17 protein-coding genes, 2 tRNA genes and 1 riboswitch are annotated in these 26,744 nt (G+C 72.8%); of the genes, 7 read left to right on the top strand and 12 right to left on the bottom strand.

Features of this window, described 5'->3' with window-relative positions; translation table 11 throughout:
* Nucleotides 1–461 precede the first annotated feature (461 nt).
* Entirely contained in the window at nt 462–1,010 is a 549-nt protein-coding gene (locus IE260_RS07735) for a MarR family winged helix-turn-helix transcriptional regulator (protein WP_189869706.1), read from the bottom strand.
* 137 nt (nt 1,011–1,147) lie between these two features.
* Between IE260_RS07735 and IE260_RS07730 the strand changes: the two genes are divergently transcribed.
* Nucleotides 1,148–2,425: an MFS transporter gene (locus IE260_RS07730; protein ID WP_189869735.1), complete on the top strand. Its 1,278-nt coding sequence runs from the start codon at nt 1,148–1,150 to the stop codon at nt 2,423–2,425.
* 39 nt (nt 2,426–2,464) lie between these two features.
* Here the strand turns inward: IE260_RS07730 and IE260_RS07725 are convergent, their stop codons facing one another.
* Both IE260_RS07725 and IE260_RS07720 read right to left on the bottom strand, forming a co-directional pair.
* A complete protein-coding gene (locus IE260_RS07725) occupies nt 2,465–4,105 on the bottom strand; it encodes an ATP-binding SpoIIE family protein phosphatase (protein WP_189869705.1) in 1,641 nt (546 codons plus the stop codon).
* A 171-nt stretch (nt 4,106–4,276) separates the two neighbouring features.
* Nucleotides 4,277–5,656 (bottom strand): NAD(P)/FAD-dependent oxidoreductase, encoded by a 1,380-nt coding sequence (locus tag IE260_RS07720; protein WP_189869704.1) that lies wholly within the window; start codon nt 5,654–5,656, stop codon nt 4,277–4,279.
* Between the two features lie 374 nt (nt 5,657–6,030).
* On the opposite strand from IE260_RS07720, the gene IE260_RS07715 reads away from it, so the two are divergent.
* Nucleotides 6,031–6,807, top strand: coding sequence for a TetR/AcrR family transcriptional regulator (locus IE260_RS07715; RefSeq protein ID WP_189869703.1), 777 nt, complete (start codon nt 6,031–6,033; stop codon nt 6,805–6,807).
* 276 nt (nt 6,808–7,083) lie between these two features.
* Entirely contained in the window at nt 7,084–8,991 is a 1,908-nt protein-coding gene (locus tag IE260_RS07710; RefSeq protein ID WP_189869702.1) for a sigma-70 family RNA polymerase sigma factor, read from the top strand.
* Between the two features lie 670 nt (nt 8,992–9,661).
* On the opposite strand, the gene IE260_RS07705 is transcribed toward IE260_RS07710, so the two are convergent.
* Entirely contained in the window at nt 9,662–11,773 is a 2,112-nt protein-coding gene (locus tag IE260_RS07705) for an asparagine synthase-related protein (protein WP_189869701.1), read from the bottom strand.
* Nucleotides 11,774–12,477: 704 nt separating this feature from the next.
* On the opposite strand from IE260_RS07705, the gene IE260_RS07700 reads away from it, so the two are divergent.
* From IE260_RS07700 to IE260_RS07685, 4 genes are all read left to right on the top strand, one after another.
* Entirely contained in the window at nt 12,478–13,902 is a 1,425-nt protein-coding gene (locus IE260_RS07700; RefSeq protein ID WP_189869700.1) for an NsdA family TPR-like regulatory protein, read from the top strand.
* 72 nt (nt 13,903–13,974) lie between these two features.
* Nucleotides 13,975–15,189, top strand: a complete 1,215-nt coding sequence (gene lhgD / locus IE260_RS07695; RefSeq protein ID WP_189869699.1) for an L-2-hydroxyglutarate dehydrogenase — start codon at nt 13,975–13,977, stop codon at nt 15,187–15,189.
* A 429-nt stretch (nt 15,190–15,618) separates the two neighbouring features.
* Nucleotides 15,619–16,467: a tRNA (guanosine(46)-N7)-methyltransferase TrmB gene (gene trmB / locus IE260_RS07690; protein ID WP_189869698.1), complete on the top strand. Its 849-nt coding sequence runs from the start codon at nt 15,619–15,621 to the stop codon at nt 16,465–16,467.
* A gap of 10 nt (nt 16,468–16,477) precedes the next feature.
* Complete coding sequence (locus IE260_RS07685; protein WP_189869697.1) at nt 16,478–17,878, top strand: PrsW family intramembrane metalloprotease; 1,401 nt, start codon at nt 16,478–16,480, stop codon at nt 17,876–17,878.
* A gap of 105 nt (nt 17,879–17,983) precedes the next feature.
* On the opposite strand, the gene IE260_RS07680 is transcribed toward IE260_RS07685, so the two are convergent.
* The 8 genes from IE260_RS07680 to IE260_RS07645 all read right to left on the bottom strand — a co-directional run bounded on the left by IE260_RS07680 (nt 17,984) and on the right by IE260_RS07645 (nt 26,602).
* Nucleotides 17,984–19,018, bottom strand: coding sequence for a M23 family metallopeptidase (locus tag IE260_RS07680; protein ID WP_189869696.1), 1,035 nt, complete (start codon nt 19,016–19,018; stop codon nt 17,984–17,986).
* 12 nt (nt 19,019–19,030) lie between these two features.
* Nucleotides 19,031–19,188: riboswitch (cyclic di-AMP (ydaO/yuaA leader) on the bottom strand.
* Nucleotides 19,189–19,431: 243 nt separating this feature from the next.
* Entirely contained in the window at nt 19,432–20,622 is a 1,191-nt protein-coding gene (locus IE260_RS07675) for a PP2C family protein-serine/threonine phosphatase (protein ID WP_189869695.1), read from the bottom strand.
* 198 nt (nt 20,623–20,820) lie between these two features.
* Nucleotides 20,821–20,894 (bottom strand) — tRNA-Met (locus IE260_RS07670).
* A 76-nt stretch (nt 20,895–20,970) separates the two neighbouring features.
* Nucleotides 20,971–22,101, bottom strand: coding sequence for a dihydrofolate reductase family protein (locus tag IE260_RS07665; protein ID WP_189869694.1), 1,131 nt, complete (start codon nt 22,099–22,101; stop codon nt 20,971–20,973).
* A 37-nt stretch (nt 22,102–22,138) separates the two neighbouring features.
* Nucleotides 22,139–22,507 carry a DUF952 domain-containing protein gene (locus IE260_RS07660; protein ID WP_189869693.1) on the bottom strand — a complete coding sequence of 123 codons (369 nt, stop codon included), beginning with the start codon at nt 22,505–22,507 and terminating at the stop codon, nt 22,139–22,141.
* Nucleotides 22,508–22,586: 79 nt separating this feature from the next.
* A tRNA-Lys gene (locus IE260_RS07655) sits at nt 22,587–22,659 on the bottom strand.
* A gap of 133 nt (nt 22,660–22,792) precedes the next feature.
* Nucleotides 22,793–24,328 (bottom strand): amino acid permease, encoded by a 1,536-nt coding sequence (locus IE260_RS07650; protein ID WP_189869692.1) that lies wholly within the window; start codon nt 24,326–24,328, stop codon nt 22,793–22,795.
* A 159-nt stretch (nt 24,329–24,487) separates the two neighbouring features.
* The gene (locus tag IE260_RS07645; RefSeq protein ID WP_189869691.1) at nt 24,488–26,602 is read right to left on the bottom strand and encodes a DEAD/DEAH box helicase; all 2,115 of its coding nucleotides are present in this window, start codon (nt 26,600–26,602) and stop codon (nt 24,488–24,490) included.
* Nucleotides 26,603–26,744: the final 142 nt, after the last annotated feature.

Here is a 26,744-nt window from a genome sequence, read left to right as displayed (position 1 = left end):
GCTGTTGAGTTCTCAAGGAACGGACGCTTCCTTTGTACTCACCCTCTCGGGCTTTCCTCCGGGCGCTTCCCTTCGGTCTTGCGTTTCCGACTCTATCAGATCTTTCCGATCCGATTTCCTCGGTGCTTTCCAGGTTCTCGCTCTCGCGTTTCCCTTTCCGGCGGTTCCGACTCTATCAGATCCTTTCGGGCTCTGATTCCCCGTCAGAGGGGGTTGTCTTCGCGGCCGTTGGGCCGTTCCGACGTCTCAAACTTTAGCGGACTCTCTCCGCGATTCTCAAATCGCGGCCGGAATTGAATTCGGGCATGCCGAAATCGTTCCCGCTGGGAGGTCGTGCTGGTGGTTTGAGGTGCCGCTGCTGCGGCGGAGGTGCTGCCGCAGAACCGTTACGGCCCCGTGGCAACCCGGAGAACCTTACGGATCGGGTCGGGGGGTGTCAAGCACCCCCTGTCAAGATCTTTTCAGTCGAGGTCGGTGAGCCGGCCGCCCGCGTCGGGCTGGGCGTGCTCCACCCTGCGCAGGAGGCGGGTGAGGACCTCCCCGAGGGCCGAGCGCTCCTCCTGGGACAGGTCCTGGAGGAGGTCCTCCTCGAAGACGGAGGCGAGGCGCATGGCCGCCAGCCACTTCTCGCGGCCCTCGCCCGTCAGCTCCACGATGACGCGGACGCGGTTGTTCTCGTCGCGCTCCCGGGTCACAAGGCCCTCGGCGACCATGCGGTCGATGCGGTGGGTCATCGCTGCCGGGGTGAGGCCGAGGCGCTTGGCAAGGTCGCTGGGGCCCAGACGGTAGGGGGCGCCGGAGAGGACGAGCGCCTTGAGCACCTCCCACTCGGCGTTGCTGATGCCGAGCTCGGCGGTCTGGCGGCCGTACGCGACGTTCATACGGCGGTTCAGCCGGGAGAGCGCCGAAACGATCTTCTCCACCTGGGGGTCGAGGTCCTGGAACTCGCGCTGGTAGGCGGCGATCTGTTCTTCGAGTGTCGGCTCGCCGGCGCCGGAGGTGTCGCCCATGGTCCGCAGTATGGCACGCGACTCCTTTGCATCGAAGTCCTTCACTGTATACTCTTTAGTATCGAACTTTAGCTTTGAAGTCTTCAGTCATAACTGCTGGGACTGGCTACCTGAGAGAGGTGAACGTGACCAGGGCGATGGGCGCAGCGATGCGCCGGATCCACGTGGGCAACGCACTCAGCGCGTTCGGGCTCGGTTTCACCGTTCCCTACCTGTACGTCTATGTGGCGCAGGTGCGGGGACTGGGTTCCGTGACGGCGGGTCTCGTACTCGCCGTCTTCGCCGTGGCCGCGCTCATCGTGCTGCCGTTCGCCGGGCGGGCGATCGTCCGGCGGGGCCCGCTGCCGGTGCTGCTCGTCGCCCTGGTCACCGCCGCGCTCGGCGCGCTGAGCCTCGGGCTGTCGGCGTCGGCGGCGACCGTGCTGCTGTCCGCCGCCGCGCTGGGGGCCGGCCAAGCCGTGATGCAGCCGGCGCTCGCCACGATGATCGTGGATTGCTCGACAGCGGAGACGCGGTCGCGGGCGTTCGCGATGCAGTTCTTCCTGCAGAACCTGGGACTCGGCGTCGGCGGGCTCATCGGCGGGCATCTCGTCGACACCTCCAGCGCCGCGTCCTTCACGCTGCTGTTCGCGATCGAGGCGGCCATGTTCCTGGTGCTGGTCGCCGTGATGGCTACGGTGCGGACGCCGCACGCACCCCGCGTGGCCGAGGTGCCGGGGCAGTCGGCCGGGGGCAGCTGGAAGCAGCTGCTGGGCAACCGGGCCATGGTGCAGCTGTGTGTGCTGGGCTTCGTGCTGTTCTTCGCCTGCTACGGACAGTTCGAGTCCGGACTGAGCGCGTACGGCGTCGAGGCCGCCGGGATCTCCACGTCCGCGCTGGGCACGGCGCTGGCGGCGAACACGCTGATGATCGTCGTCGCGCAGTTCGCGGTGCTGAAGTTCGTGGAGCGGCGGAAGCGCTCGCGCGTCATCGCCGCGGTCGGGCTGATCTGGGCCGTGGCGTGGGCCGTGGCCGGGTACGCCGGGCTGGGGCACGGCAGCCAGGCGATGGCGACGGCCGCGTTCATCTCGACGTACGCGCTGTTCGGGCTGGGTGAGGCGATGCTGTCGCCGACCCTGGCGCCACTGGTGGCCGACCTGGCGCCGACCGGGATGGCCGGGCAGTACAACTCGGCGTTCGCCCTGGTCAAGCAGCTCGCACTGGCGATCGGGCCGGCGGTGGGCGGACCGCTCGGTGCCTCGCTGCACGCGCCGTACATCGTGGTGTTCCTGCTGTTCTCGCTGGGGATCACGGTGCTGGCGGTGCGCCTTGGGCGGCAGCTCACGGACGTCCAGAACCAGCCGGCGCTCGCACGGAGCCGGGTGGTCACGAAGGGCGGAGCGCCCGCCGACGCCGTGGCCGCCGCGGAGGCCTGAGCAAGGTCGTGAGCGCAGCCGTGACGGAGCTGCCGCCCGTCACGGCTTCGGCAGGACGAATTCGCACCAGACCGCCTTTCCGCCGCCGGGGGTGCGCCTGCACCCCCAGTTGGAGGCGATCGTCGCCACGATGGCGATGCCCCGGCCGGACTCGTCCGCCGGTTCCGCACGGCGCCGTCTGGGCAGGTGGTCGTCGCCGTCGGTGACCTCGATGATCAGGCGGCGGTCGGTGCGGCGCAGGCGCAGCCGCATGGGGGGCGTGCCGTGCTGGAGGGAGTTGGCCACCAGCTCGCTGGTGGCCAGTACGCCCAGGTCGTGCAGTTCGGCGGGGAAGCGCCAGCTGGTCAGGACGCCGGAGGCGAAGGCACGCGCGCGGGGGGCCGCCTCCACACCGCCGAGCAGTTCCAGGGCGGCGTTGCGGAAGAGCTCGGCGTCGGGGCCGGTGCGGGCGGGATGCTGGAGGACCAGGACGGCCACGTCGTCGTCGTGGTCGGCCGTGACCCCTGCGGAGCGGACCAGGCGGTCGCAGACCACCTGCGGGCTGCCGGTCGCTCCGGCGAGGGCGCGTTCCAGGGCGGCGATGCCCTCGTCCAGGTCCTCGTTCCTGCGTTCCACCAGGCCGTCCGTGTAGAGGACGGCGGTGGAGCCGGGGGTCAGGGAGACCGAGCCCGAGGTGTGCATCCAGCCGCCCGTGCCGAGCGGGGGGCCGGTGGGTTCGTCGGCGCGTCGGACGGTGCCGTTCTCGTCCCGGACCAGGATGGGCAGGTGGCCCGCGGAGGCGTACACCAGCCGTCCCTCGTTCGGGTCGTGGATGGCGTACACGCAGGTGGCGATCTGGTTGGCGTCGATCTCGGTGGCGAGGCCGTCGAGCAGCTGGAGGACCTCGTGCGGGGGGAGGTCGAGACGGGCGTAGGCCCTGACCGCCGTGCGGAGCTGGCCCATGACGGCCGCCGCGCGCACGCCCCGGCCCATGACGTCGCCGATGACCAGGGCGGTGCGGCCCCCGCCGAGGGTGATCACGTCGTACCAGTCCCCGCCGACCGCGGCCTCGGTGCCGCCGGGGTGGTAGGTGGCGGCGATGCGCAGGTCGTCGGGTTCTTCGAGTTCCTGCGGGAGCAGGGAGCGCTGGAGGGTGACGGCCGTTTCGCGCTGGCGGCGTTCGCTCGTGCGCAGGCGTTCGGCGGCTTCGGCGTGGTCGGTGACGTCGGTGGCGAAGACGAGGACCCCGCCGGCGTCGCCCTCGGTCACCGGGGTGCAGGTGAAGGTGTAGGAGCGCCCGTCGGGGGCCTTCCTTGACTTGAGCGTGCGGGGTCTGCGGCTGCGCTGGACCTGGTCCAGGAGCGGGAAGAGGCCCAGTTCGTCGAGCTCGGGGAGGGCCTCGCGCGCGCGGGCGCCCGGGGTGCGTGCGCCGAAGGCCGCCGTGTAGGCGTCGTTGACGTAGGCGATGCGGTGGTCGGGTCCGTGGACCAGGGCGACGAGGGCGGGAACGCGGTCGAGGACGTCTCTCACGGGCAGGTCGTCGACGGCGGGTACGGGCGGCGCCTCATCGGTCAGTTGTTCGGTGCGGGCGGCGGGCACGGAGCCGTCTCCCCGCCGGTCCTGGGAGACCGTCGTGTCGGTCCGCGCTGCGGCGCGGCGCTGCGTTCCGGGGAGTCGGGCGCTCCAGCGCGTGAAGTTCACGAATCCTTGCCTCGTGTAGTTGTCGGCGGCCGGCACCGGAACCGGACGGGTCCCGGGGGGCCGCGCGGGGCGAGCGGTGGCCCGTCCGCGCTCGTGGACCAGTCTGGCAGGGTGCCGACCGGGCCGACATCCGTCAGACGCCGGGCCGGCCAGGGGAGTTCCTGAGTCCGCTCAGGACGACCCCTTCGGGTCTCCCGGCGGCTCCTGAGAAGGCTTTCCACCGGCCGCGAGTTCGAACTCCGCACGGGGATGTTCGAGTGAGCCCAGGGAGACGATCTCCCGTTTGAAGAGCCCGGAGAGCGCCCATTCGGCCAGGACGCGCGCCTTGCGGTTGACGGTGGGAACCCTGCTGAGGTGGTAGGCGCGGTGCATGAACCACGCGGGGTAGCCCTTGAGCTTTCGTCCGTAGACGTGGGCGACGCCCTTGTGGAAACCGAGGGAGGCGACGGAGCCCGCGTACTTGTGCGCGTACGTGTCGAGAGGCTCGCCGCGCAGGGCGTGTACGACGTTGTCGCCGAGGACCCTGGCCTGGCGGAGGGCGTGCTGGGCGTTGGGTGCGCACTCACGGCCGGGTTCGGCGGCGGTGACGTCGGGGACTGCGGCGGCGTCGCCCGCGGCCCACGCGTGCGGCGCGCCCTCGACGGCCAGCTGGGGAGTGCACTTCAGCCGGCCGCGTTCGTCGAGGGGCAGGTCGGTGGCGGCGAGGACCGGGTGGGGTTTGACGCCGGCCGTCCAGACGACCGTACGGGTGGGGAAGCGGGCGCCGTCGCTGAGGACGGCGACGCGGTCCGCGCAGGACTCCAGGCGGGTTTCGAGGCGTACGTCGATGTTGCGGCGGCGCAGTTCGGCGACCGCGTAGCGGCCCATGTCCTCGCCGACCTCGGGCAGGATGCGGGCCGTGGCCTCGACGAGGATCCACTTCATGTCCTCGGGACGGACGTTGTGGTAGTGGCGGGCGGCGTAGCGGGCCATGTCCTCCAGTTCGCCGAGGGCCTCGACGCCGGCGTAGCCGCCGCCGACGAAGACGAAGGTGAGGGCGGCGTCCCGGAGGGCTGGGTCGCGGGTGGAGGAGGCGATGTCCATCTGTTCGATGACGTGATTGCGCAGGCCGATGGCCTCCTCGACGGTCTTGAAGCCGATGCCGTGGTCGGCGAGGCCGGGGACGGGGAGGGTGCGCGAGACGGATCCGGGCGCGAGGACGAGTTCGTCGTAGGCCAGCCGGCGTGCGCCCGTGCCCTCCTCCTCGGTGGCGAGGGTGGTGATGGTCGCGGTGCGGGCGCTGTGGTCGATGGACCTGGCCTCGCCGACGACGACCCGGCACCGGTCGAGGACGCGGCGCAGGGGCACGACGACGTGGCGCGGGGAGATGGAGCCGGCCGCGGCCTCGGGGAGGAACGGCTGATACGTCATGTACGGGTCGGGCGTCACGACCGTGATCTCGGCCTCGCCCCGCTTCAGTTCGCCCTTCAGCTGCCGCTGCAGACGCAGGGCCGTGTACATCCCGACGTAGCCGCCACCGACAACGAGAATGCGCGCACGTTCCTTCACCATCCCATGACGCACCCGGCGCTTGCGTTTGTCCACAGGCCCGGCAATTTGTGTGACCGGAGGCCGAGCGCGTGCCGCGTCGGCCAGATCGCCGGGGAGCGGAGCAGCCGTGCAGGTCAGTGGGGGTGGGCCGGGAGGCGGAAGAGGGCACATTAGGGGCGTATGCGATCCGTACTCCGATCGGGGGGCGCTCCGTGCGGAACCTGCCCCTTCTGAATTGACTCCCGCTCAACTATGTTCGTGTCGACGGGGTGGAGGGGGATGCGCTCATCGGGTCCGCGACGGGCGGGCCGCCGAACCGGGCCTGTTCCACGCGCTCCGGCTTTCAATGGCGGGGAGAGTCTCCGGGGGGAGACGTCATTACCGGGGGATTGTCTATGCATGTTCAGGACTCTCATTGGTCGTCCGCATCCGCTGTGGCGACCGGCGGCGCGGTGAGCGCGGCGGCGGGCGGCGGGCGCGGGGACGGAGCGCGGACGGCACCGTTGCGCGTCGACGCCCAGCGCAATCTGGAGCACGTGCTGCGCGCCGCGCGCGAGGTGTTCGGCGAGCTGGGATACGGCGCGCCGATGGAGGACGTGGCCCGGCGCGCACGGGTCGGTGTCGGCACGGTGTACCGGCGCTTCCCGAGCAAGGACGTCCTGGTGCGGCGGATAGCCGAGGAGGAGACGGCGCGGCTGACCGAGCAGGCCCGCGCGGCTCTCGGCCAGGAGGACGAGCCGTGGTCGGCGCTGTCGCGCTTCCTGCGGACGTCGGTGGCCTCGGGTGCCGGCCGGCTGCTGCCTCCGCAGGTACTGCGGGTGGGGGTGGCGGACGACGGTGCCGGCGAGCCCCGGGTGCCGCAGCAGCGCGTGCAGCCGGGCTCCGGTGAGCTGCGGCTGGTGCCGGAGGAGCCGGTGCCCGTCGGTGCGTCCGCCGGTGCGCCGGGTTCCGCGGAGGACGACGCCGGGGCGGCGGCGCTGCTGGACGTCGTCGGCCGGCTCGTGGAGCGGGCGCGCACGGCGGGCGAGCTGCGGCCGGACGTGTCGGTGGCGGACGTGCTGCTGGTGATAGCCACGGCGGCGCCCTCGCTGCCGGACGCGGCGCAGCAGGCGGCGGCCTCTTCCCGGCTGCTGGACATCCTGCTGGAGGGGCTGCGGTCGCGGCCCGCGTGAGACGGCGGTGCCCGCGGCGGGCGGGGATCCGGTCCGCGCCGCCGCGGTCACCATGACGGGACGACTGCGCCCGGGACCGTCCGGGACGGCCCGGTCCTGCCCGGCCGGGCAGGACGGCAGTTGATCCGTCCCTCACCGGGTGACCTCTGGTACTGCCTTGCGGCAGCTCCCCACGGACGAGTGATGGTGCGCACAGCGCAGGTCTGACCAAAAGCCGATATGGCACGCTGACCCGGTGTTCGGGACTGGTCGGGCAGGTGGCGGGGGCTTTCCGCGATGAGCGTTGACGGGCGGGGCGGTTCACTCGGTGACGGCGGTGCAGAGCCCGGCGGTCCGCCGCAGGTGCCCGGTCAAGGGGGGCCGGCGCGGGTCCCACCGGGCGTCGGCCCGGCGGAGAGCAGCAGTGTCCCGGCCCAGCGCGAACGGCACGAGGACAGCGTGCTGCCGCCGCCGCGCGAGCTGCCGGCGTCCGACGCCGAGCTGATCGGACGGATGCGCGCGGGTGACGACGCGGCCTACGAGGAGCTGTACCGGCGCCACGCGGAAGCAGTCCGCCGGTACGCGCGTACTTGCTGCCGCGACACCCACACCGCGGACGACCTGACCGCCGAGGTGTTCGCCCGCGTGCTCCAGGCGGTGCGGGGCGGATCCGGACCCGAGTACGCCGTACGCGCCTACCTGCTCACCACGGTCCGGAGGGTCGCCGCCGGCTGGACGCAGTCGGCCAAGCGGGAGCAACTGGTCGACGACTTCGCGGTGTTCGCCGCGCAGTCCTCACACACCTCCAAGGTGTCGGACGACGACACCCTGGAACTGGGCGCCGACGTCCGCGCCATGCACGAGGCCGAGCAGTCGATGGCCATGCAGGCCTTCCGGTCGCTGCCGGAGCGGTGGCAGGCCGTGCTGTGGCACACCGAGGTCGAGGACGAGTCGCCGAGCGAGGTGGCCACGCTCTTCGGGCTGGACGCCAACGGCACCCGCGTGCTGGCCAGCCGTGCCCGTGAGGGCCTGAAGCAGGCCTACCTCCAGGCCCATGTCAGCGCCGCCCTCACCGAGGACGAGAGGTGCGCCCGCTATGCCGACCAGCTCGGCACCTACGCCCGCGGCAGGCTGCGCACGCGAGCCGAACGGGGACTGCGCAAGCACCTGGAGGAGTGCGCGAGGTGCCGGCTGGCCGCCAGCCAGATCGAGGAGGTCGCGAGCGGCATTCCCGCCGTGGTGCCGGTCGCGGTCATCGGCTGGTTCGGCGTCGCCGGGTACGCCAAGGCGGCCGGGCTCGTCGCCGGCGGCGCGGGTGCGGCAGGAGCAGCGGGCGCGGCCGCCGCGGCGGGCGGCGGCTCCTCCGGCGGGGCGGGCGCCGGGGGCGGCGCGGCGGTCTCCGAGGGGCTGGGCGCGCCGGTGAAGGCCGGTATCGCGGCCGGTGTGGTCACCGTGGGCGTCGCCGCGGCGCTGGTGTTCGCACTGGCCGGCGACGACAGCCCGCCCGAGGAGCCGGAGGCGGCACCGCCCGCGTCCTCGCCGGTGGCCCAGCCCGCGCCGGACACGCCCGCACCGCCGACGCCGGACCCGCGCCCGAAGCCCTCGGTGATCGCGCACCGCCCGGCCCCGGCACCGAGCCCCACACCCACTCCGACACCCACCCCGACCGCCACGCCCACTCCGACACCGACACCGACACCGACACCGACACCGACAGCTACCCCCACGCCGACACCCGCCCCGACACCGACACCGACGCCGCCGCCCGCTCCGACCGTCTACCGGTGGAGCGAGCTGGAGTACGACGTCAGCGGTGACGGCACCGGGCCCGAGATGCGGATCGGCGAGAGCAGCTGGGTGTGGCAGCGGTCCGCGCTCTCGATCGCCGGTGAGCGGTACGCGCACGGCGTCACGGTGCACGGACGCTCCTCCGTCACCATCGACCTCAACCGCTCCTGCTCGTCCTACGACGCGCTGGTCGGCGTCGACGACCTGACGGTGAAGCTGGGCAAGGTCCACTTCTCGGTCCACGGCGACGGCGTCCAGCTGTGGAACTCGGGGATGGTCAAGGGCGGGGACGAGGCGGTCCCCGTCCATGTGGACATCGCGGGGCGCGAGACCCTGCGGCTGGTGGTCGAGCCGCACAGCCCCGTCGACACCGTGGCTGTCGCCGACTGGGCGGAGTCGCGGTTCACCTGCGCGTAGGGGCGACCGCCGGTGACGTGCCCGGCCTGGGCACAGTGGTCCGGCGTTCGCTCTGTCGCCCGGCGTGGGCACGGGCACTCCTGGTCGGGCGCTCACCCGGCGCCCGGCACAGGCACGGACACTCCTGGTCGGGCGCTCACCCGGCGCCCGGCACAGGCACGGACACTCCTGGTCCGCCGCTCACCCGGCGCCCGGCACGGGCACGGGCCAGGGTGGGTCACGCGGCCCGGCGCTGACGGGTTGCCGCCCGCGCCCACCCGTGCCGCCCCTGGGGGCAGGGGTACCTCCCAGGCCCTTCAGGCACTGGGGGAGGCACGACTGCCCGCGGTGACGCGACACGGCGGCGCGGGCGCCCTCGGTCACGGCGGCACGGCGCCTGGCGGTCGTGGCGGCACGGCGCGTGACTGCGCGCGGTGACGCGGCGCTGCGCGGGCACCGCGACGGACCCGCGGTCGCGTACGGCGAGAAGGGGACGTGTCGGGGGGTGTCCGCCCGCAGCGGTTGGCGCGTCAACGCCGGGCGAGCCGGTCACCCACCGATTCCGCGCCGTTCCGAGGACGGACACCCCCCGGCACGGCCCCGACCCACCCACAACCGAAAGCGCTACCCGCACCCCCGACCACCCGCACAGGCCGCCGCAGGCACCACCACGAAACCACCCGAGGCACCGTCAAACCCGCCGCACAACCGCCCCCGCACCCCCCAGCGCCCCCCGCTGCGGCGCGATCCCCGCCGGTACCGCCCGCTGCCGCCCAGGCGTCCCGGTCCAGCAGGTCCCCCTGCGAGCGAGCAGGCGCCCGAGCCACAGTTCCAGCGAGACGAGGTCGGCCAGCCCGTCCAACGGCAGCCTCTCCCCCGCCGCCGCCCCCCGCAGCGCCTTGCGCACCACCCGCGCCTCCACCAGCCCCGCCTCGGCGAGCAACGGCGTGTCGAACAGCGCGATCAACGAGTCCGCGGCCACCCGCAGCCCCGTCCGCGCGGCGGCAGCCGTCTGCGCCTGCGTCGGCGCCCCCCACCCGCTCGGCAGGTCCCGCACCCCGGCACCCTCCAGCACCGTGCGCAGGATCGCCGCCCGCGCCCCCGGCCGCACCCGCAGCGCCTCGGGCAGCGCACGGCAGGCGCGGACGACCTGGTTGTCGAGGAACGGCGCGTGCAGCCGCTGGAAACGGATCTCGGCGGCCTGCTCCAGCACCCGCACGTCCGCCGCCTGCCGGGCCAACGAGGCACGCGCGCGGAAGTCACCCGGCCGCTGCCCCGGTCCCATCCCGGAACGCTGCGTCGACCCCTGCAGGCGAACCGATACTTCTGCCAGCGCCTCCCCGGTCAGCCATCGCGCCGCCGGCCCGGGCCCGCCCCAGGTCAGCGCGGCGATCGACGCATCCACCGCCCCGCCGGGCTCGTCGAAGCGCCGCTGTCTGAGCCGGTCGGCGAGCACCTCCAGCCCGGTCCGGTACGGCGTCCGCGCCAGCCGCCGCGCCGCGGCGTACACGCGCGCGGGGACCATCACGGAACCGTCCGCCCTGGCCAGCGCGGCGACCGGGCGCACGAGATGGCGCCGCCGGCGGTCCATCAGCAGGTCGGCCAGCCGCGCCGGGTGCGCGTCCAGCACCTGCCGGGCGCCGTACCCGGTGAAGTGGTCCGCGCTGCCGGCGGCCAGCCGCGCCCGGTGCCGCGCCGCCGTGACCAGACTCGGCCCCGGTTCGTCGGTCAGCGGCCCGTCCAGAGCGGCGTACGGCAGCACCTCCTCGCCGCCCGTCACCACCACGTGGTGCAGCCGCGGGTTGGCGGCCAGCGCCCCGGCCCGCTCCAGCTCGGTCTCCTGCCCACCGACGGTCAGGTCGTTGAAGGTGACGGCGAGCAGCCGCTCCCCGGCCCCCGTCCCGTGCCCGAGGACGGTCCCCGGCATCCCCGGCAGCCCCGCCGCGAGCAGCGCCAGCGTCCCGGAGGCCGGCCCGCCGGACAGGTCCGCCCCGATCCCCGGCACCGGCATCCCGCGCGCGGCGCGCCGTTCGGCGGGCCCCATGCCGGGCACCGGCCCGGGGTCGATGCCGTCGCCGGGGACGTGCCGTGGCGCGGCGAGCCGGGTGCGCACGGCTTCCACCAGGGCGTCCCGCACACCGTCCACCGCGCTGTCGGGGTCGGCCGGGGGCGCCGCCACGGCCAGCGAGGCCACCTGCTCGTATCCGGCGATCTCCCGCGCCCCGGCGCGCAGGATCAGCGCATGCCCCGGCGGAATGCGCTTCACGCCGTCGTACGGGGTGGAGTCGCTCAGCGCGGCGGGCGCGTCGGGCGCGGCGAGCAGCGCGGCGAGGTGCCCGAAGTCGAGATTGGCCTCCACGAGGTCGGCCAGCGGCAGCGCGGCCGTGGCGTACGCCGTGCCACCCGCCCACGGGGTGTGGAACACGGGGCGTACCCCCGCGAGGTCACCGCAGACCGTGATCCGCCGGCCCACCTGGACGACGGCCGTGTAACTGCCGGGCCAGGCCGTCAGGTGCCGCAGCGCACCGCCGCGCGCGGCGAGGAGACCGACCCGCAGTTGCTCGTCCGACGCCCCGCAGATGCCGAGGACCGCGATCCGGGTCTGGGCGTCGGCCGTGACGACGCGTACCTCGTCGGGGCGCCAGTCACCGACCGCCCACAGGGGGTCGGGATCGCCCCACAGGAGCTGCGAACCCACGGGCTGCACGGTCTCACCGTCGTACCCGGTGGCCCCTGCGGAGCCGGCTCCGGCGATCCCCGCGACTCCCGCGGCGGCGCTGCTCCACCCCACCAACCACCGCATCGACGCCTCCACAGGCTGGGGACAACCAGTGCACCGTACGAACTGGTTCCCCATGCTGCCATGAAGGGCACGCCACGGAGTGTCGGCGGAGCCGCAAGCGCTCCCATGAATGCGCCCCCGCGGAGACCCACGCGATGACGCCGACTTCCCGTTCCCGTACTCCGGCGGCCGTCCGACCGGGCCACGACAGCGACGCGAATGCGCCCCCGCTACGCGCCCTTTGGACCCCCAACGCGCCCTCAAGTCCCATGGTGAGAGCGCTGCCGGCCCGAAACCACCGGGGTCGATTTTCAGCCTAATCGGCCTCACGCGAACAGGTTCGAACACGCTCCGTACAGGTTCTGCGCACCGCCGGGCGGTGCGCAGTCCGGGAGACGGGACACGCCTCCCGGACCGGTCCGCCGCCCGCGGGGATGGAGGCGGCGGTGTCCCCCAGCCCACTGGATCCAGTACAGCGGGCCGACCCACGCATCACCCATGGAACCGCTCCCCCCGTGGCCGGAGAAGAGCGCACGGACGGGCGCACGGCCACACACCGGGAGCACACGGCAACAGTCCGTACAGACACCGCACTTCAGTACGGACCACAATCCCGCCATCCGGAACAATGCCTCTTAACGCTTGGGATCCGGCGAACTACGCTGGGTTTACGAATGCCGCGTGGTTATGCCAGCGCGGCAGCCGTCTGTGTCGAGGGGTGGCGCATGTCCAGGGAGCAACGCGGGCCGAACGAAAAGCTCGGCGCCGTTCTCGCCCTCGCGGGAATCAGCAACGCAGGACTCGCCCGGCGCGTCAACGACCTCGGCGCCCAACGCGGGTTGACTCTGCGCTACGACAAGACGTCGGTGGCGCGCTGGGTGTCGAAGGGCATGGTGCCGCAGGGTGCGGCGCCGCACCTCATCGCCGCCGCCATCGGCCAGAAGCTCGGCCGCCCGGTGCCGCTCCACGAGATCGGCCTGGCGGACGCGGATCCCGCGCCCGAGGTGGGCCTCGCCTTCCCCAGAGACGTGGGCCAAGCGGTCCGGACGGCGACCGAGTTGTACCGTCTCGACCTCGCCGGCCGCCGGGCCGGCTCCGGTGGCATCTGGCAGTCGCTGGCCGGCTCGTTCGCAGTGAGCGCATACGCAACGCCCGCATCGCGGTGGCTGATAACCCCGGCCGACAGCTCGGTCGCGCGTGACGCGAGCCCGGCCGAGGGCTCCGGCGCACCGCTCAAAGTCGGCCACAGCGATGTGCAGAAACTGCGGGAGGCCGCCGAGGACGCCCGCCGCTGGGACTCCAAGTACGGCGGCGGCGACTGGCGTTCGTCGATGGTCCCCGAGTGCTTACGTGTCGAGGCGGCCCCGCTGCTCCTCGGCTCCTACTCCGACGAGGTCGGCCGCGCCCTGTTCGGCGCCTCGGCCGAACTGACCCGTCTGGCCGGCTGGATGGCCTTCGACACCGGCCAGCAGGAGGCCGCCCAGCGGTACTACATCCAGGCCCTGCGCCTGGCCCGCGCGGCAGCCGACGTCCCCCTGGGCGGCTACGTACTCGCCTCGATGTCCCTGCAGGCCACCTACCGCGGCTTCGGCGACGAGGGGGTGGACCTCGCCCAGGCCGCGCTGGAACGCAACCGGGGCCTGGCCACGGCTCGCACCATGAGCTTCTTCCGCCTGGTCGAGGCCCGCGCCCACGCGCGCGCGAACGACGCGGTGGCGGCCGGCGCGGCCCTGAAGGCCGCCGAGAGCTGGCTGGAGCGCGCCCGCCCCGGCGACAGCGACCCGACGTGGCTGGGTTTCTACTCCTACGACCGGTTCGCCGCCGACGCGGCCGAGTGCTACCGCGACCTGAAGGCACCACGCCAGGTCCGCCGCTTCACCGAGCAGGCCCTGTCGAAACCGACGGAGGAGTTCGTACGCTCGCACGGGCTCAGGCTCGTCGTCTCAGCGGTGGCCGAACTGGAGTCGGGCAACCTGGACGCGGCCTGCGAGCAGGGTGTGCGGGCGGTCGAGGTCGCCGGGCGCATCTCCTCCGCCCGTACCACCGAGTACGTCAGGGACCTCCTGCACCGGCTGGAGCCGTACGGCGACGAGCCGCGCGTGGTCGAGCTGCGCGAGCGCGCCCGCCCGCTGCTGATGACCACGGCCTGAGACGCCGGCCCCGGGTTTGAAGGCATTGTCAGTGGCGCAGTGCACTATCGAAGCCGGGAGGTGGACCGGGAGATGGAACGAGTGCGGACCGCACACGACTGCGACGTGCTGGTGATCGGCGGCGGGATCGTCGGCCTGTCGACCGCGCACGCGATCACACGCGCCGCGCCCGGCACCCGGGTGACGGTGCTGGAGAAGGAGCCCGGCCCGGCCCGGCACCAGACGGGCCGCAACAGCGGTGTCATCCACAGCGGCATCTACTACCGCCCCGGCTCGCTGAAGGCGCGCTACGCGGTCCGGGGCGCCGCCGAGATGGTCAAGTTCTGCGCCGAGTACGGCATCGCCCACGCCGTCACCGGCAAGCTGATCGTCGCCACCGACCGGGCGGAGCTGCCCCGGCTGCACGCGCTCGTGCAGCGCGGCCGGGAGAACGGCATTCCGGTGCGCGAGCTGGGCGCCGCACAGATCCCGGAGTACGAACCGGAGGTCCGGGGCCTGGCGGCCATACACGTCGGCACCACCGGCGTCTGCGACTACGTCGCCGTGGCCCGGCAGCTGGCCGCCGCGTCCGGCGCGGAGATCCGCTACGGCGCGGAGGTGCTCCGCATCGACCGCCGGCCGGAACGCGGAGTCGCCGTCCGCACCAGGTCGGGGGACGTGGTCCGCGCCCGGGTCCTGGTCAACTGCGCCGGGCTGCACTGCGACGAGATCGCCCGGATGACGGGCGACGAGCCGGGCATGCGGATCGTGCCGTTCCGGGGCGAGTACTACGAGCTGGCGCGGCCGGAGCTGGTACGGGGGCTGGTGTATCCGGTGCCGGATCCGGCGTTCCCGTTCCTCGGGGTGCATCTGACGCGCGGGATCGACGGGAGCGTCCACATCGGACCCAACGCGGTGCCGGCCCTGGCCCGCGAGGGGTACGGGTGGGGCGTCGTACGGCCCCGTGAACTGGGGGCGACGCTGGCGTGGCCGGGCTCGTGGCGGATCGCCCGGCGGCACTGGAGATACGGGGCTGGGGAGCTGCGGCGGTCGCTGTCCAAGGGGGCGTTCACGGCGGCGGTGCGCAGACTGCTGCCCTCGGTGACGGAGGGCGACCTGGTGGCGGCGGCCGCGGGAGTACGGGCGCAGGCGGTACTGGCGGACGGGACGCTGGTCGACGACTTCCTGATCCGTGAGGGGGAGCGTGCGGTACACGTACTGAACGCGCCTTCACCTGCGGCGACCGCGGCACTGCCCATCGGGCGGGAAGTGGCCCGCAGGACACTGACGGCGCTGGCCCACTGCTGACGGGTTCCTGCCGGGGGTGGGGCCGCGCGCCCCGGCGCTCGCGGGGTGCCGCCGCGCCGCCCGTGCCGCCCCTGGGGGGACCTCCCAGGCCGTTCAGGCACTGGGGGAGGCACGACTGCCCGCGGTTGCGACGGCACGGCGCCCCGCGGGCACCGCGACGGCGCCGCAGTCGCGTACGGCGAGAAGGGGACGTGTCGGGGGGTGTCCGCCCGCAGCGGTTGGCGCGTCAACGCCAGTCAGATGGTCACCCACCGATTCCGCGCCGTTCCGAGGACGGACACCCCCCGGCACGGCCCCGACCCACAACCCAACCGATGGCGCCACACGCACCCCCACCGCACCCGCACAGGCCGCCGCAGGCACCCACAGACACCACCGCCATCACGACGACCCCGCAGAAGCCCGCCCTCCCCGTAAAATTGGGTCACTGTGTCTGATCTCCGTAACGCCTCCGAAGGCCCCCACCCCACCACCCCCGGCATCGGCCTCTCCCTCCGGCACACCCGTGCCAAGGGCGAGCCCCGGTTCCCCGACGGCCCGAAGGCCGACCCCGCCGGGTCGCACTTCGAGCGGCGGATCCGGAGCTTCCAGCCCAGGCGCAGCAGGGTGACCGCCGGCCAGGCGGACGCGCTGCAGCGGCTGTGGCCCAAGTGGGGACTGGACATCGACGGACAGCGGGTCCTCGACCTCACCGAGCTGTTCGGGAACGACAACCCCGTCGTCCTGGAGATCGGCTTCGGCATGGGCGAGGCCACCGCGCAGATGGCCGCCGCGGCCCCGGACACCAACATCCTCGCGGTGGACGTGCACACCCCCGGCCAGGGCAACCTGCTCGGCCTCGCGGACCGGGAAGGGCTGTCCAACATCCGCGTCGGCAACGGCGACGCGATCATCCTCCTGCGCGAGATGCTCGCCCCGGACTCCCTCGACGGACTGCGCGTCTACTTCCCCGACCCCTGGCCCAAGAAGCGGCACCACAAGCGCCGGCTGATCCAGCCGGAGTTCCTGACCCTGGCCGCGTCCCGGCTCAGGCCGGGGGCCGTGGTGCACTGCGCCACCGACTGGGAGCCGTACGCGGAGCAGATGCTCGAGGTCCTCACCGCACACCCCGACTTCGAGAACGCCGTGCCCGACGGCGGTTTCGCGCCGCGCCCCGCCGAGCGGCCGCTGACCCGTTTCGAGGGCCAGGGACTGGACAAGGGTCATGTGGTGAACGACTTGCTCTTCCGTCGCGTACCGCACCGCGAACCGCACAAGGAGCAGCCCCCCACCGGTTAGGGTCCATGCCGTGGCCACCTGTCCCCCGCACCCGACGTATCCGAGGCGTCCGCACTGGTGGCAGCGCACCTGGGTGCGCTACGGCGCGCTGACCACCCTGCTCGCGCTCTCCGGCCTGGTCATCCTGGCCCTGGTGCGCGAACAGACCGGCACCGAAGGGTTCCTGGTGGGGCTCGGGCTCGCTGTTCTGCCCGTGCCCCTGCTCATAGCCGCCTTCCGCTGGCTGGACCGGGTCGAACCCGGCCCCTGGCGGAACCTGCTGTTCTCCTTCGCGTGGGGCGCCTGCGCGGCGGCGCTCATAGCGATCGTCGCCAACAGCTTCGCCACGCAGTGGATAGCGACCGCGACAGCGGACCCGTCGAGCGCCGACACCCTTGGTGCCACGGTCATAGCGCCGATCGTGGAGGAGTCCGCGAAGGCCGCCGCCGTCCTCCTGGTCTTCCTCTTCCGCAGACGCGACTTCACCGGCATCGTCGACGGCGTGGTGGTGGCCGGCGTCACCGCCACCGGCTTCGCGTTCACCGAGAACATCCTGTACCTGGGCACCGCCTTCGGCACCGACCAGCTCACCGGCGACCGCGGCATCGCCTCGGTCACGGCGGCGACCTTCTTCGTCCGCATCGTGATGTCGCCGTTCGCCCACCCGCTCTTCACCGTGCTCACCGGCATCGGCTTCGGCATCGCCGCCCTGTCCGCCGACCGGCAGCGGCTGCGGCGGACCCTGCTGCCGCTGTCCGGACTGCTGCTCGCGATGGGCATGCACGCGCTGTGGAACGGCTCCTCGGCACTCGGCGAGTACGGCTTCTTCGCCGTCTACGCCGCGTTCATGGTGCCGGCGTTCGGCCTGCTGACGTGGCTGGTGATCTGGACCCGGCAACGCGAGCTGGGGACCGTGCGGGCGGAACTGCCCGCCTACGCCGTCGCGGGCTGGCTGGGACCGGCCGAGCCGTTCGCGCTCGCCTCGATGCGGGCGCGGCGCGTCGCCCGGCAGTACGCGCGCGACCACGCAGGCAGGGCGGCGGCGCGGGCGGTGGCGGAGTACGAGGCGTACGCCACCTCGCTGGCCTTCCTGCGCCGGCGGGGCAGCCGCGGCCGGGCGGGTGCCGACTTCGTCGTACGGGAGCGGGAGCTGCTGGACGAGCTGTGGCGCAGGCGGGGCGTCGCGCGCCCGGCCCTGGACCACGCGGCACGGGCCACGGCACCCCCGGCACCCGTGCGCCCCGCACACCCTTGGCCGGGGCACGGCTCCCACGGGGCCTACGGGCTCCAAGGGGCTTGGGCCCAAGGGGCTCACGGAGCCTACGGGTTGCACGGGTCGTACGGGTCGTACGGCTTCCCGGGATGGCACGGGGGCTGGTACGGCAACCCGGTGTCGGCGCCGTACCCCGCTCACAACCCGTACCGGTCATAGCACCCCGGCGCGGGCAGCACCCCTGGGCATGCCGGCAGACCGGCAGCCCTGACGTCGGGGGGTTGCCGTCAGGACCGCCGGGGTTTCAGAGGCGTCAGGCCGACGTCAGAGGTTCAGGCCCTTGTCCCGCAGCCAGGCCATCGGGTCGACCCCGCTGTCGGCACCGCCCACGTGGACCTCGAAGTGGAGGTGCGGCCCGGTGACGTTGCCGGTGGCGCCCACGCGGCCGATGACGTCACCGGTGTTGACCTTCTGGCCCACGCTGACGTTGATCGAGGACTGGTGGCAGTACCACAGCTCGGTGCCGTCCTCGAGGGTCAGGATCGTGCGGTAGCCGTAGGAGCCGGCCCAGCCCGCCTCGGTGATCGTGCCCGTGTGGACGGCCTTGATGAGGGTGCCCGTGGGGGCGGCGAAGTCCAGCCCGGTGTGGTGGCCGGAGGACCACATGGAGCCGGCCTGGCCGAAGACGGACGTGATCGTGTACGAGGAGGTGGGGAGCGCGTACTGCTTGGCCAGCGCGGCGAGCCGCTCGGCCTCGGCCTTCTTCCTCGCTTCCTCCTCCGCCTTCTGCTTGGCGGCGGCGGCCTTGGCCTCTGCCTCCTTCTCCGCCTTGGCGGCCGCTTCCGCGGCCTGCTTCTCGGCGGCGGCCGCGGCTTCGGCGGCGGCCTTGGTGTCGACCTGGTCCTGCTGCTGCTCGGCCTGCGCCATGATCCGGGCCCGCAGCGCCTCGCCGGCGTCGGTGGTGCCCTGCTCGGTGTCGGTGGAGCTCACGCCGATGCTGCTGAGCGGAGTGGCGGAGCCCTCGGGGGCCGGTTCCTCGTCGTCGGAGATCAGCGAGCCCACGGAGGGAAGATCGGGCATCGAGATCGACACCGGCGGCTTGCCGGTCTGCGCGCTGGCCATGCCGCCCGCTCCGACCGCGGCTATGACACCGACGCCGAGGACGGTGGAGCTGCGGGCGAGTCCGCCGCGCTGCTTGGCGACGCGGTGCCGGCCGCGTACGGGGCGAATGGACTCCGCGGTGGGGTTCCACTCCTCCCAGGGGCCCTCTTCGGTGCGGTAGCCGTCGTAGCCGAAGGTTTCGGTGTCGTGCCGGTCCGGCACGAACGGGGCCTCGGGGGCAGGCCGGTTGGACGCCACGTGGGCGTACTCCTTTCCTTCCTTCTCCGCCTACCGGGTTAGCTGACGGGTTCGGAGCAGGAAGGTCTCCTACGCGCGTATATCAACCGTGTCTCCACGGCGGCATACGCCCGATTCACCCCAAAGTGGTGGTTCCCCGGTTCCCTGACGGGATTCGGCGCGTGCGCACGGAGCCGCCTTCTGTGACGGCTGGGACGACCGCGCTGCGTTATCGAACGTTAATAGACGCGGGGCGCGGATTCCAAGCCGTTCCGATTGATCGTTAACGATTCCGGCCCGGACGTTCTCCTCACGACCGGTGAAAACCGGGCGAGTTGACCGCTCTTCAGGGCAGCTTTTCGCCAACGAGTTTTCTGACGGTGTATCAGTTGTTATGCGGAGGGCGGTCACTCCGTCACGCCTCGTGAGAATGATCAAGGCCGCCGTACGGCGAGCAGCGCCATGTCGTCGGCCATGCCGCCCCCGGAGTGCCGGCGCACGTCCTCCGCGAGGGTGTCGAGCAGTTCGACGGGATGCCGGAAGACGCGGCCGGCGAGCCGCGTCCGGGGTTCGTAGAACTCGCCGTGGGCGTCGCGGGCCTCCGTCAGGCCGTCGGTGTACAGCAACAGCGTCGACCCGCCGGGGAAGCGGATCTCCTCCGCCCGGTCGGGCCAGACGCCCAGCTCGCCCATGCCGAGCGGCAGCGCGTACTCCCGGGCGGACACGTGGTCCAGGGTGCCGTCGGCGTGCAGCAGCAGGGGCGGTGGATGCCCGCGGTTGAGGACGCGGAGCACCCCGTCGCCGTGCGGGAGTTCCGCGAGGACGGCGGTGGTGAAGCCCTCGAAGGCGTCCAGCCCTTCGCGTCGGGTGCCCTCGCGCGCCAGCGCCCGCTCCAGCCGCTGCGCGACCGCCTCCAGCGTCGCCTCCTGCTCGGCGGCCTCCCGGAAGGCCCCGATCACGACGGCGACGGCCGCGACCGCGCCCATGCCCTTGCCGCGCACGTCCCCGACGATGAGCCGGACCCCGCGCGAGCTGTCCTGCACCGCGTACAGATCGCCGCCGATGAAGGCGCCGGCCTGCGCGGCCTCGTAGCGGGCCGCGATCTCGAAGCCGCCGATCCGCTCGGCGGGTTCGGGCAGTACGGCCCGCTGGGCGGCCTCGGCGATCTCGCGGGCCGTGGCGAGGCGCTCGTCCGTGCGGCGCACGAAGCTGTTGACGAGGACGGCGAGCCCCGCGACCGTCGCGATGGTGACCAGTTCCGTCATCGAGTCGATGTAGTGGGCGACGCCCTTGGTGTACTGGAGCACGATCACGACGACGACCACGGCGGCGCCGGTGAGTGCCGTGCCGCGCCGCGAGTAGATCGGGGCGGCGACCAGGGGCGCGGCCGTGTAGAGGGGCCCGGCGGTGAAGTACCGCGGGGTGAGGAAGTCGTAGACGATGGCGACGACGATCAGCAGGACGGGGAGCAGGTGCAGGAAGGTCCGGGAGTACGGGGTGCGCCGTACCTCCCGCGGCACCGCCCCCGGGACGTCGCCGAGGCCGGGGTCGGGCACGGGATCGCCGGGCAGCCGGCCGCCGACCCGGGCGTACGGTCCGTCGTCGTCCACGTCACCTGGCCGCACCACTCGTCTCCCGCCACCACGCACGTCCACGCCGCTTGCCGTCCCGTCCGTCCAGGCTTCCCGCAGCGGGGACGGGGGGCGAGCGGTGAGGGGCCTACCGGGTGACACTGTGGGGCCACGGACGAGTGATCACACGTGGAGGGGGGCCGAACGCACCGACGGCCGGAATCCTCATGGATTCCGGCCGTCGGCCTTCAGTAGCGGGGACAGGATTTGAACCTGCGACCTCTGGGTTATGAGCCCAGCGAGCTACCGAGCTGCTCCACCCCGCGTCGTTGTGTTCACCAGTGTACGCCATGTCGGGGACGGAACGCACACGCATGATCCGGCACCCGGATCGTCCCGGTCTCAGCCCGGCAGGTGCCGGTTCGGGGCCTTGGCCCGCTCCTCGTACTCCGGCAGTACGACGACGACGGCGCCCCCGGCGGCGAGCACCCCGCTGCCGTCGGCCCCCGGCACGAAGGTGTCGGGTTCCCGCCAGGCCGTGACGACGCGCCGTACCCCCGCGTCCAGGATCAGCCGGGCACAGGGCGCCGGCCGGGAGGCTCGGCGTGCGCACGGCTCCAGGCTGCTGTACACCGTGGCCGTCGCGAGCCTCGGGTCGGTCGGGTCGGCCTTCGCCAGCGCGGCCTCCTCGGCGTGCGCCACCGCGTCGCCCCCCTCCCGCGAGTACCCCCGCGCGAGCTCGGTGCCGTCGGCGGCCACCACGACCGCCCCCACGCTGAACGCCGTTCCGGACGGCGGGCACAGCTCCGCCAGCTCGCAGGCGAGCGCCAGCCAGTGCCGGTCGGCGGCGGTGACGCGGCTTCCGGTGCCGGGAGCCGTCGGCAGGTAGCGCGTGAGGACGACGTCCTCGATGCGCCGCGTCTCCACCAGGCGCAGACGTCCGCCCTGGTAGGCGCCGGGGCCGAACAACCGGGGCGCCTTCGGGTCCCCGACGAGCAACGGGGCGAGGACGAGCTGCAGTTCGTCGGCGAGGCCCTGCTGCAGCAGCTGGGTGTGGACGGTTCCGCCGCCCTCGACCATGAGCCGCCGTACGCCGCGCTCGACGTGCAGGTGCTCCAGCGCCGTGCGCCAGTCGAGCTCGGCGCCGAGCGGGGCGACGTCGGCCGCGAGACCGAGGGCGCGGGCCCGCCGAGCGCCCCTGTCCGTGGTCAGGACCAGCTTGTCGCCGCCGGTGTGCCAGAACCGGGCCGCCGGGTCCAGCTCGCCCGATCCGCTGACCGTCACCTTCAGCGGGAACTCCGGCCGCCCGGCGGCGACCCGGGCGGCCCGCCGCTCGGGCGAGTTGACCAGCAGCCGGGGGTTGTCGGCGCGGATCGTGCCCGCGCCGACCAGGATCGCGTCCACGGAGGCCCGCACCTCGTCGACCCGGTCGAAGTCGGCGGGGCTGGAGAGCAGCAGGCGTTCGGGGCCGGTGTCGTCGAGGTAGCCGTCGAGGGAGACGGCGGCGGACAGCAGGACGTACGGGAGGGGCATCGGCGCACTCCGGGGGCCAGAGGGGCGGGCGGGGACGTCAGGGCGTACGGTGCGGCTTCCAGCCGCGTGCCCGGCCTTCCCCGTCCCAGTCGATTTCCATGATCCGTTCGACGGCCTCGCGGTCGACGGGCCCGAGCACGTGCGGGAACGCGGTCCCGGCGGCGACTCCGGGCGGCGGCGCGGGCACCGCCTCCTCCCACTCCACAGGGGCGGTGAGCCGGTCCTCGTCGAGGCACAGCACCAGCAGGGGCCTCGGCGCGGTCCGGTAGAAGGCGTTGACGACGGCTACGGTGGCGGCCTCGTCGGGGGAGCAGTGGACGAAGCCGTCCGTCGCCAGGGAGGCGGGGGCGTAGGGGCGGTCCGGACGGGCGCTCCACTCCTCGGGCGTCACCACGTGGTAGATCACGACGACCTCGCCTCCGACCCGTCCGCAGAGCGCAACGGAGCCCTCAGCGCGGGACGTTCCGCGCTGAGGGCTCTGCCGGTAGGCCCTGTGGGACTCGAACCCACAACCAATGGATTAAAAGTCCACTGCTCTGCCAATTGAGCTAAGGGCCCAGGTGTTGTCGCTCGGCGATGTTGCTCGATGTTGCCACCCCGAGCATAGCCGGACGCGGCCGTGTCGCCGATCGGGTATCGGGTACACGGCCGCGCCGGGCCGGCCGGTCGCGGTCCGCGGTCCGGGTGCGGACTACGGGTCGACCGGCTCGGGTGCGTTCGCGCGGGCCGCGGCGCGGGCCCTGGTGCGTTCGTGGTCGGGGTTGAGGAACCAGTGCCGGGCCGAGGCCAGCCACCAGGTCGCGGCGAAGCCCAGGACGACCAGGACGGCGACGGGGGCGTAGTTGAAGGTCTCCCAGGTGACCGGGGAGACCTGGGGCAGCATGAACAGGACCGTGATCACGCCGACCCACGTCACCGCGACCACGCCCACCGCCTGCGACCAGCGGCCCAGATGCCACGGCCCGCGTTCGAAGGCGGTCCCCTTGCGCACCCGCAGCAGGGTCGGGATGACGTAGGCGATGTAGAGGCCGATGACCGCGATGGACGTCACCGCGGCGTAGGCCGTCACATTGATCAGGTACGGCAGTCCGAGGACCAGCGCGCCCAGTGCGGCCAGCCACACCGCGGCGACAGGCGTGCGGGTGCGCGGGCTCACCGTGTGCCAGACGTGGCTGAAGGGCAGGGCCCCGTCGCGGGAGAAGGCGTAGATCATGCGGCTGTTGGCCGTCACCGACGCCATCCCGCAGAACAGCTGTGCGCCGATGACGACGAGCAGGAGGAGCTTGCCGGCCGTCGCGCCCAGCGCGTCGAGAAGGATCTGGGCCGGCGGCGCGCCGGTCGGGGAGGTGAGGGCGCCCTCGTAGGACTGGATGGCGAAGGTGAAGCCCAGGAGCAGGACGAAACCCGCGATCCAGGAGGTCCAGATCGAGCGGACGATGCCCTTGGGGCCGGCCGTGGAGGCGTCGCGCGTCTCCTCGGTCATGTGCGCGGATGCGTCGTAGCCGGTGAAGGTGTACTGGGCCATCAGCAGGCCGATCAGGACGACGTACGCGCTGCTGCCCCAGCCGGTGTTGTTGACGAACTCGCCGAAGACGAAGGACGCCGACTGGTGGTGGTCGGGGGCGAAGGTCAGCGCGCCGACGATGAGCGCGACGCCGAGGACGTGCCACCAGACGCTGACGCTGTTCAGCAGGCCGACGATCCGGACGCCGAAGGTGTTCAGCAGGCCGTGCAGGATCAGGATGCCGGCGAAGAGGAGGATCGTGCGGCCCTCGGTGACCTCGAAGCCGAACTGCAGGTTCAGGTAGGCGCCCAGGAAGGACGCCGCGCCGAAGTCGATGCCGGCGGTCACCGCGACCTGGCCCAGCACGTTGAACCAGCCGGTGAACCACGCCCAGGCGGCGGCCGTACGGGCCGGCGCCAGGCGGTGCGCCCAGAAGTACAGTCCCGCGGACGTCGGGTACGCCGAGCAGATCTCGGCCATCGACAGGCCGACGAAGAGGGTCATCAGGCCGACGGCGACCCAGCCCCACGTGATCACGGCGGGACCGCCCGTGTTCATGCCGAACAGGTACAGGGTCAGGCAGCCCGACAGCACCGAGATGATGGTGAAGGAGACCGCGTAGTTGGAGAACGCCGACATACGGCGGGCCAGAACCTGGGTGTAGCCGAGCTGGGCCAGCCGTTCCTCGTCCGACAGCCCACTCGCCTTGGCGTCATCTGTCATGCCCCCAGCAATTCCCTTGCCGGGGGCGTGACATGCGTCACTCCGTGGCCGAAAAAGGGCCGTGTCCGTGACGTGCCGCCGACGCTCGGCACACAGGAGAGCGCCGTGGCCCCCACCCTTCAGGGCGGGGGCCACGGCGCTCAGTGCAGCTCGTCGGCGTCAGCCGTTGCGCTTCCAGCGCGGCTTGTCCTCACGGCGGCCGAAGGACGAACCGCGGTGGTCGTCACGGCGGCCGTACGGACGGTCGTGGCCGCCGGTGCGGAAGCCGGGGCGGTCGCCCTGGCGGTCGCGGTTGAACGGGCGGTCGCTGCCACGGTGGCCGCCGCGGTCGTCACGGCGGAAGCCGCCACGGTCGCCGTCCCGGCGGTCGAAGGAACGCCCGCCGCGGTCGCCCCGGTCGTCACGGCGCTCGAAGGAGCGGCCGCCACGGTCGTCACGGCGGTCGAACGAACGGCCACCGCGGTCACGGTCGAAGGAACGGCCGCCGCGGTCGTCGCGCCGGTCGAAGGAACGCCCACCGCGGTCGTCACGGCGGTCGTCACGGCGGTCGAAGGAACGGCCGCCGCGGTCACCGCGCTCGCCCCGGTCATCACGGCGGAAGCCGCCACGGTCGCCGTCCCGGCGGTCGTAGCCACGGTCACGGTCGCGGTCACGGTTGAACCCGCCCCGGTCGCCACGGTCGTCGCGCCGGTCGAAGGAGCGGCCGCCACGGTCGTCGCGGCGGTCGAACGAACGGTCGCGGCCGTTCCGCTCGGCCCTCTCCACATCCCGCGCACCCGGCTGCTCCGGCAGCGAGATCTCGACCTCGGCCGCGGCCACCTCGGCGGCCACCGCCTCCGGGTCCTCACCCCGCTCCCGCGCGACCCGGGCGACCAGCCGGTCCGCCTCCTCGCGCAGCTCGGTCGCACGCCGCTGGGCCCGCTCCAGCTCTTTGGTGAGCTGGGCGACCTCACGCTCGGCCTGCTGGGCCGCGTTGCCCGCGGACTCGGCCTGGACCTCGGTCATCGACCGGGCGCCGGTGATCTCGGCGACCTCGGGGTCGAAGGCCGCGCCGCCCTGGATGATGTGGCGCGTGGCGTCGACGCCCGCGTCCTCCATCAGCCGGAAGATCTGGCGCCGCTGGTGCGGCAGGGACAGGGACACCACGGTGCCGGTGCGGCCCGCGCGCGCCGTGCGGCCGGCGCGGTGCAGGTAGTCCTTGTGGTCGCCGGCCGGGTCGACGTTCAGGACCAGGTCGATGCCGTCGACGTGGATGCCGCGGGCGGCGACGTCGGTGGCGACCAGGACGTTGACGTACCCGTCCTTGAAGTCGGCCAGCGTCCGGGTCCGAGCGCCCTGGGTCATGCCGCCGTGCAGCGCGTCGGCCTTCACGCCGGCCTCGCGCAGCTGGTCGGCGACGCGGTCGGCGCCCAGCTGGGTGCGGACGAAGATGATGGTGCGGCCCTTGCGGGAGGCGATGGCCGCGGTGACCGGCGCCTTGTCCTTGGGCTTCACGACCAGGATGTGGTGCGACATGGTCGTCACCGCGCCCTGGGCGGCGTCGACCTCGTGGCTGACCGGGTCGTTCAGGTAGCGGTCGACGAGGGTCTTGATCTCGTTCTCCATCGTCGCGGAGAACAGCATCCGCTGACCGCCCGCCGGGACCTGGTCGAGCAGTTCGGTGACCTCGGGCAGGAAGCCCAGGTCCGACATCTGGTCGGCCTCGTCGAGAACGGCGATCTCGACGTTCTCCAGGGAGCAGGCGCCGCGGTTGATGATGTCGCGCAGCCGGCCCGGCGTGGCGACCAGGATGTCGACGCCCTTCTCCAGGGCGTAGATCTGGTTGCCCATGGAGGTGCCGCCGCACACGACCTTCATCCGCAGGCCCACGACGTCGCCGTACGGCTGCAGCGCGTCGGCGACCTGCATGGCCAGCTCACGGGTGGGCGTCAGGATGACGGCACGGGGCTTCTTCTTCTCGGTGCGGCCGCCGGCCAGCGTGGCCAGGGTCGGCAGACCGAAGGAGAGGGTCTTGCCGGAGCCGGTGCGGCCCCGGCCGAGGATGTCCTTGCCGGCCAGGGCGTCCGGGATGGTCGCGGCCTGGATCGGGAAGGGGGTGGTCACACCGTTCTGCGCGAGCTTGCGCACGACGCCCTCGGGGAGACCGAGGTCCGCGAAGGTGATCTCGGGAGCGGCCTCGGCGGCCTCGTTCCCGGTGTTCTCCACGGTCTCGGGGTTCTCGGGGTTGTCGGCGTTCTCGGGCACGACGACGTGATCAGTACTGGCGATGGACATGCGTAAGCGAAACCTTCCGGAGTCTCGTCGGCACGCGCCCGTCAACTCCGTGATTCGCGATTCGCAATACGACCGCCTCGATGCGGTCCACCACGGCAAGGGAGAGTACGCGCCACACGGCGCGCTCTGCGGTGGCGCCGGG

The organism is Streptomyces viridiviolaceus, from assembly GCF_014650995.1.
GTDB classification, from domain to species: Bacteria; Actinomycetota; Actinomycetes; order Streptomycetales; family Streptomycetaceae; genus Streptomyces; species Streptomyces viridiviolaceus.
This window is presented reverse-complemented; position numbering and strand designations above follow the sequence as displayed.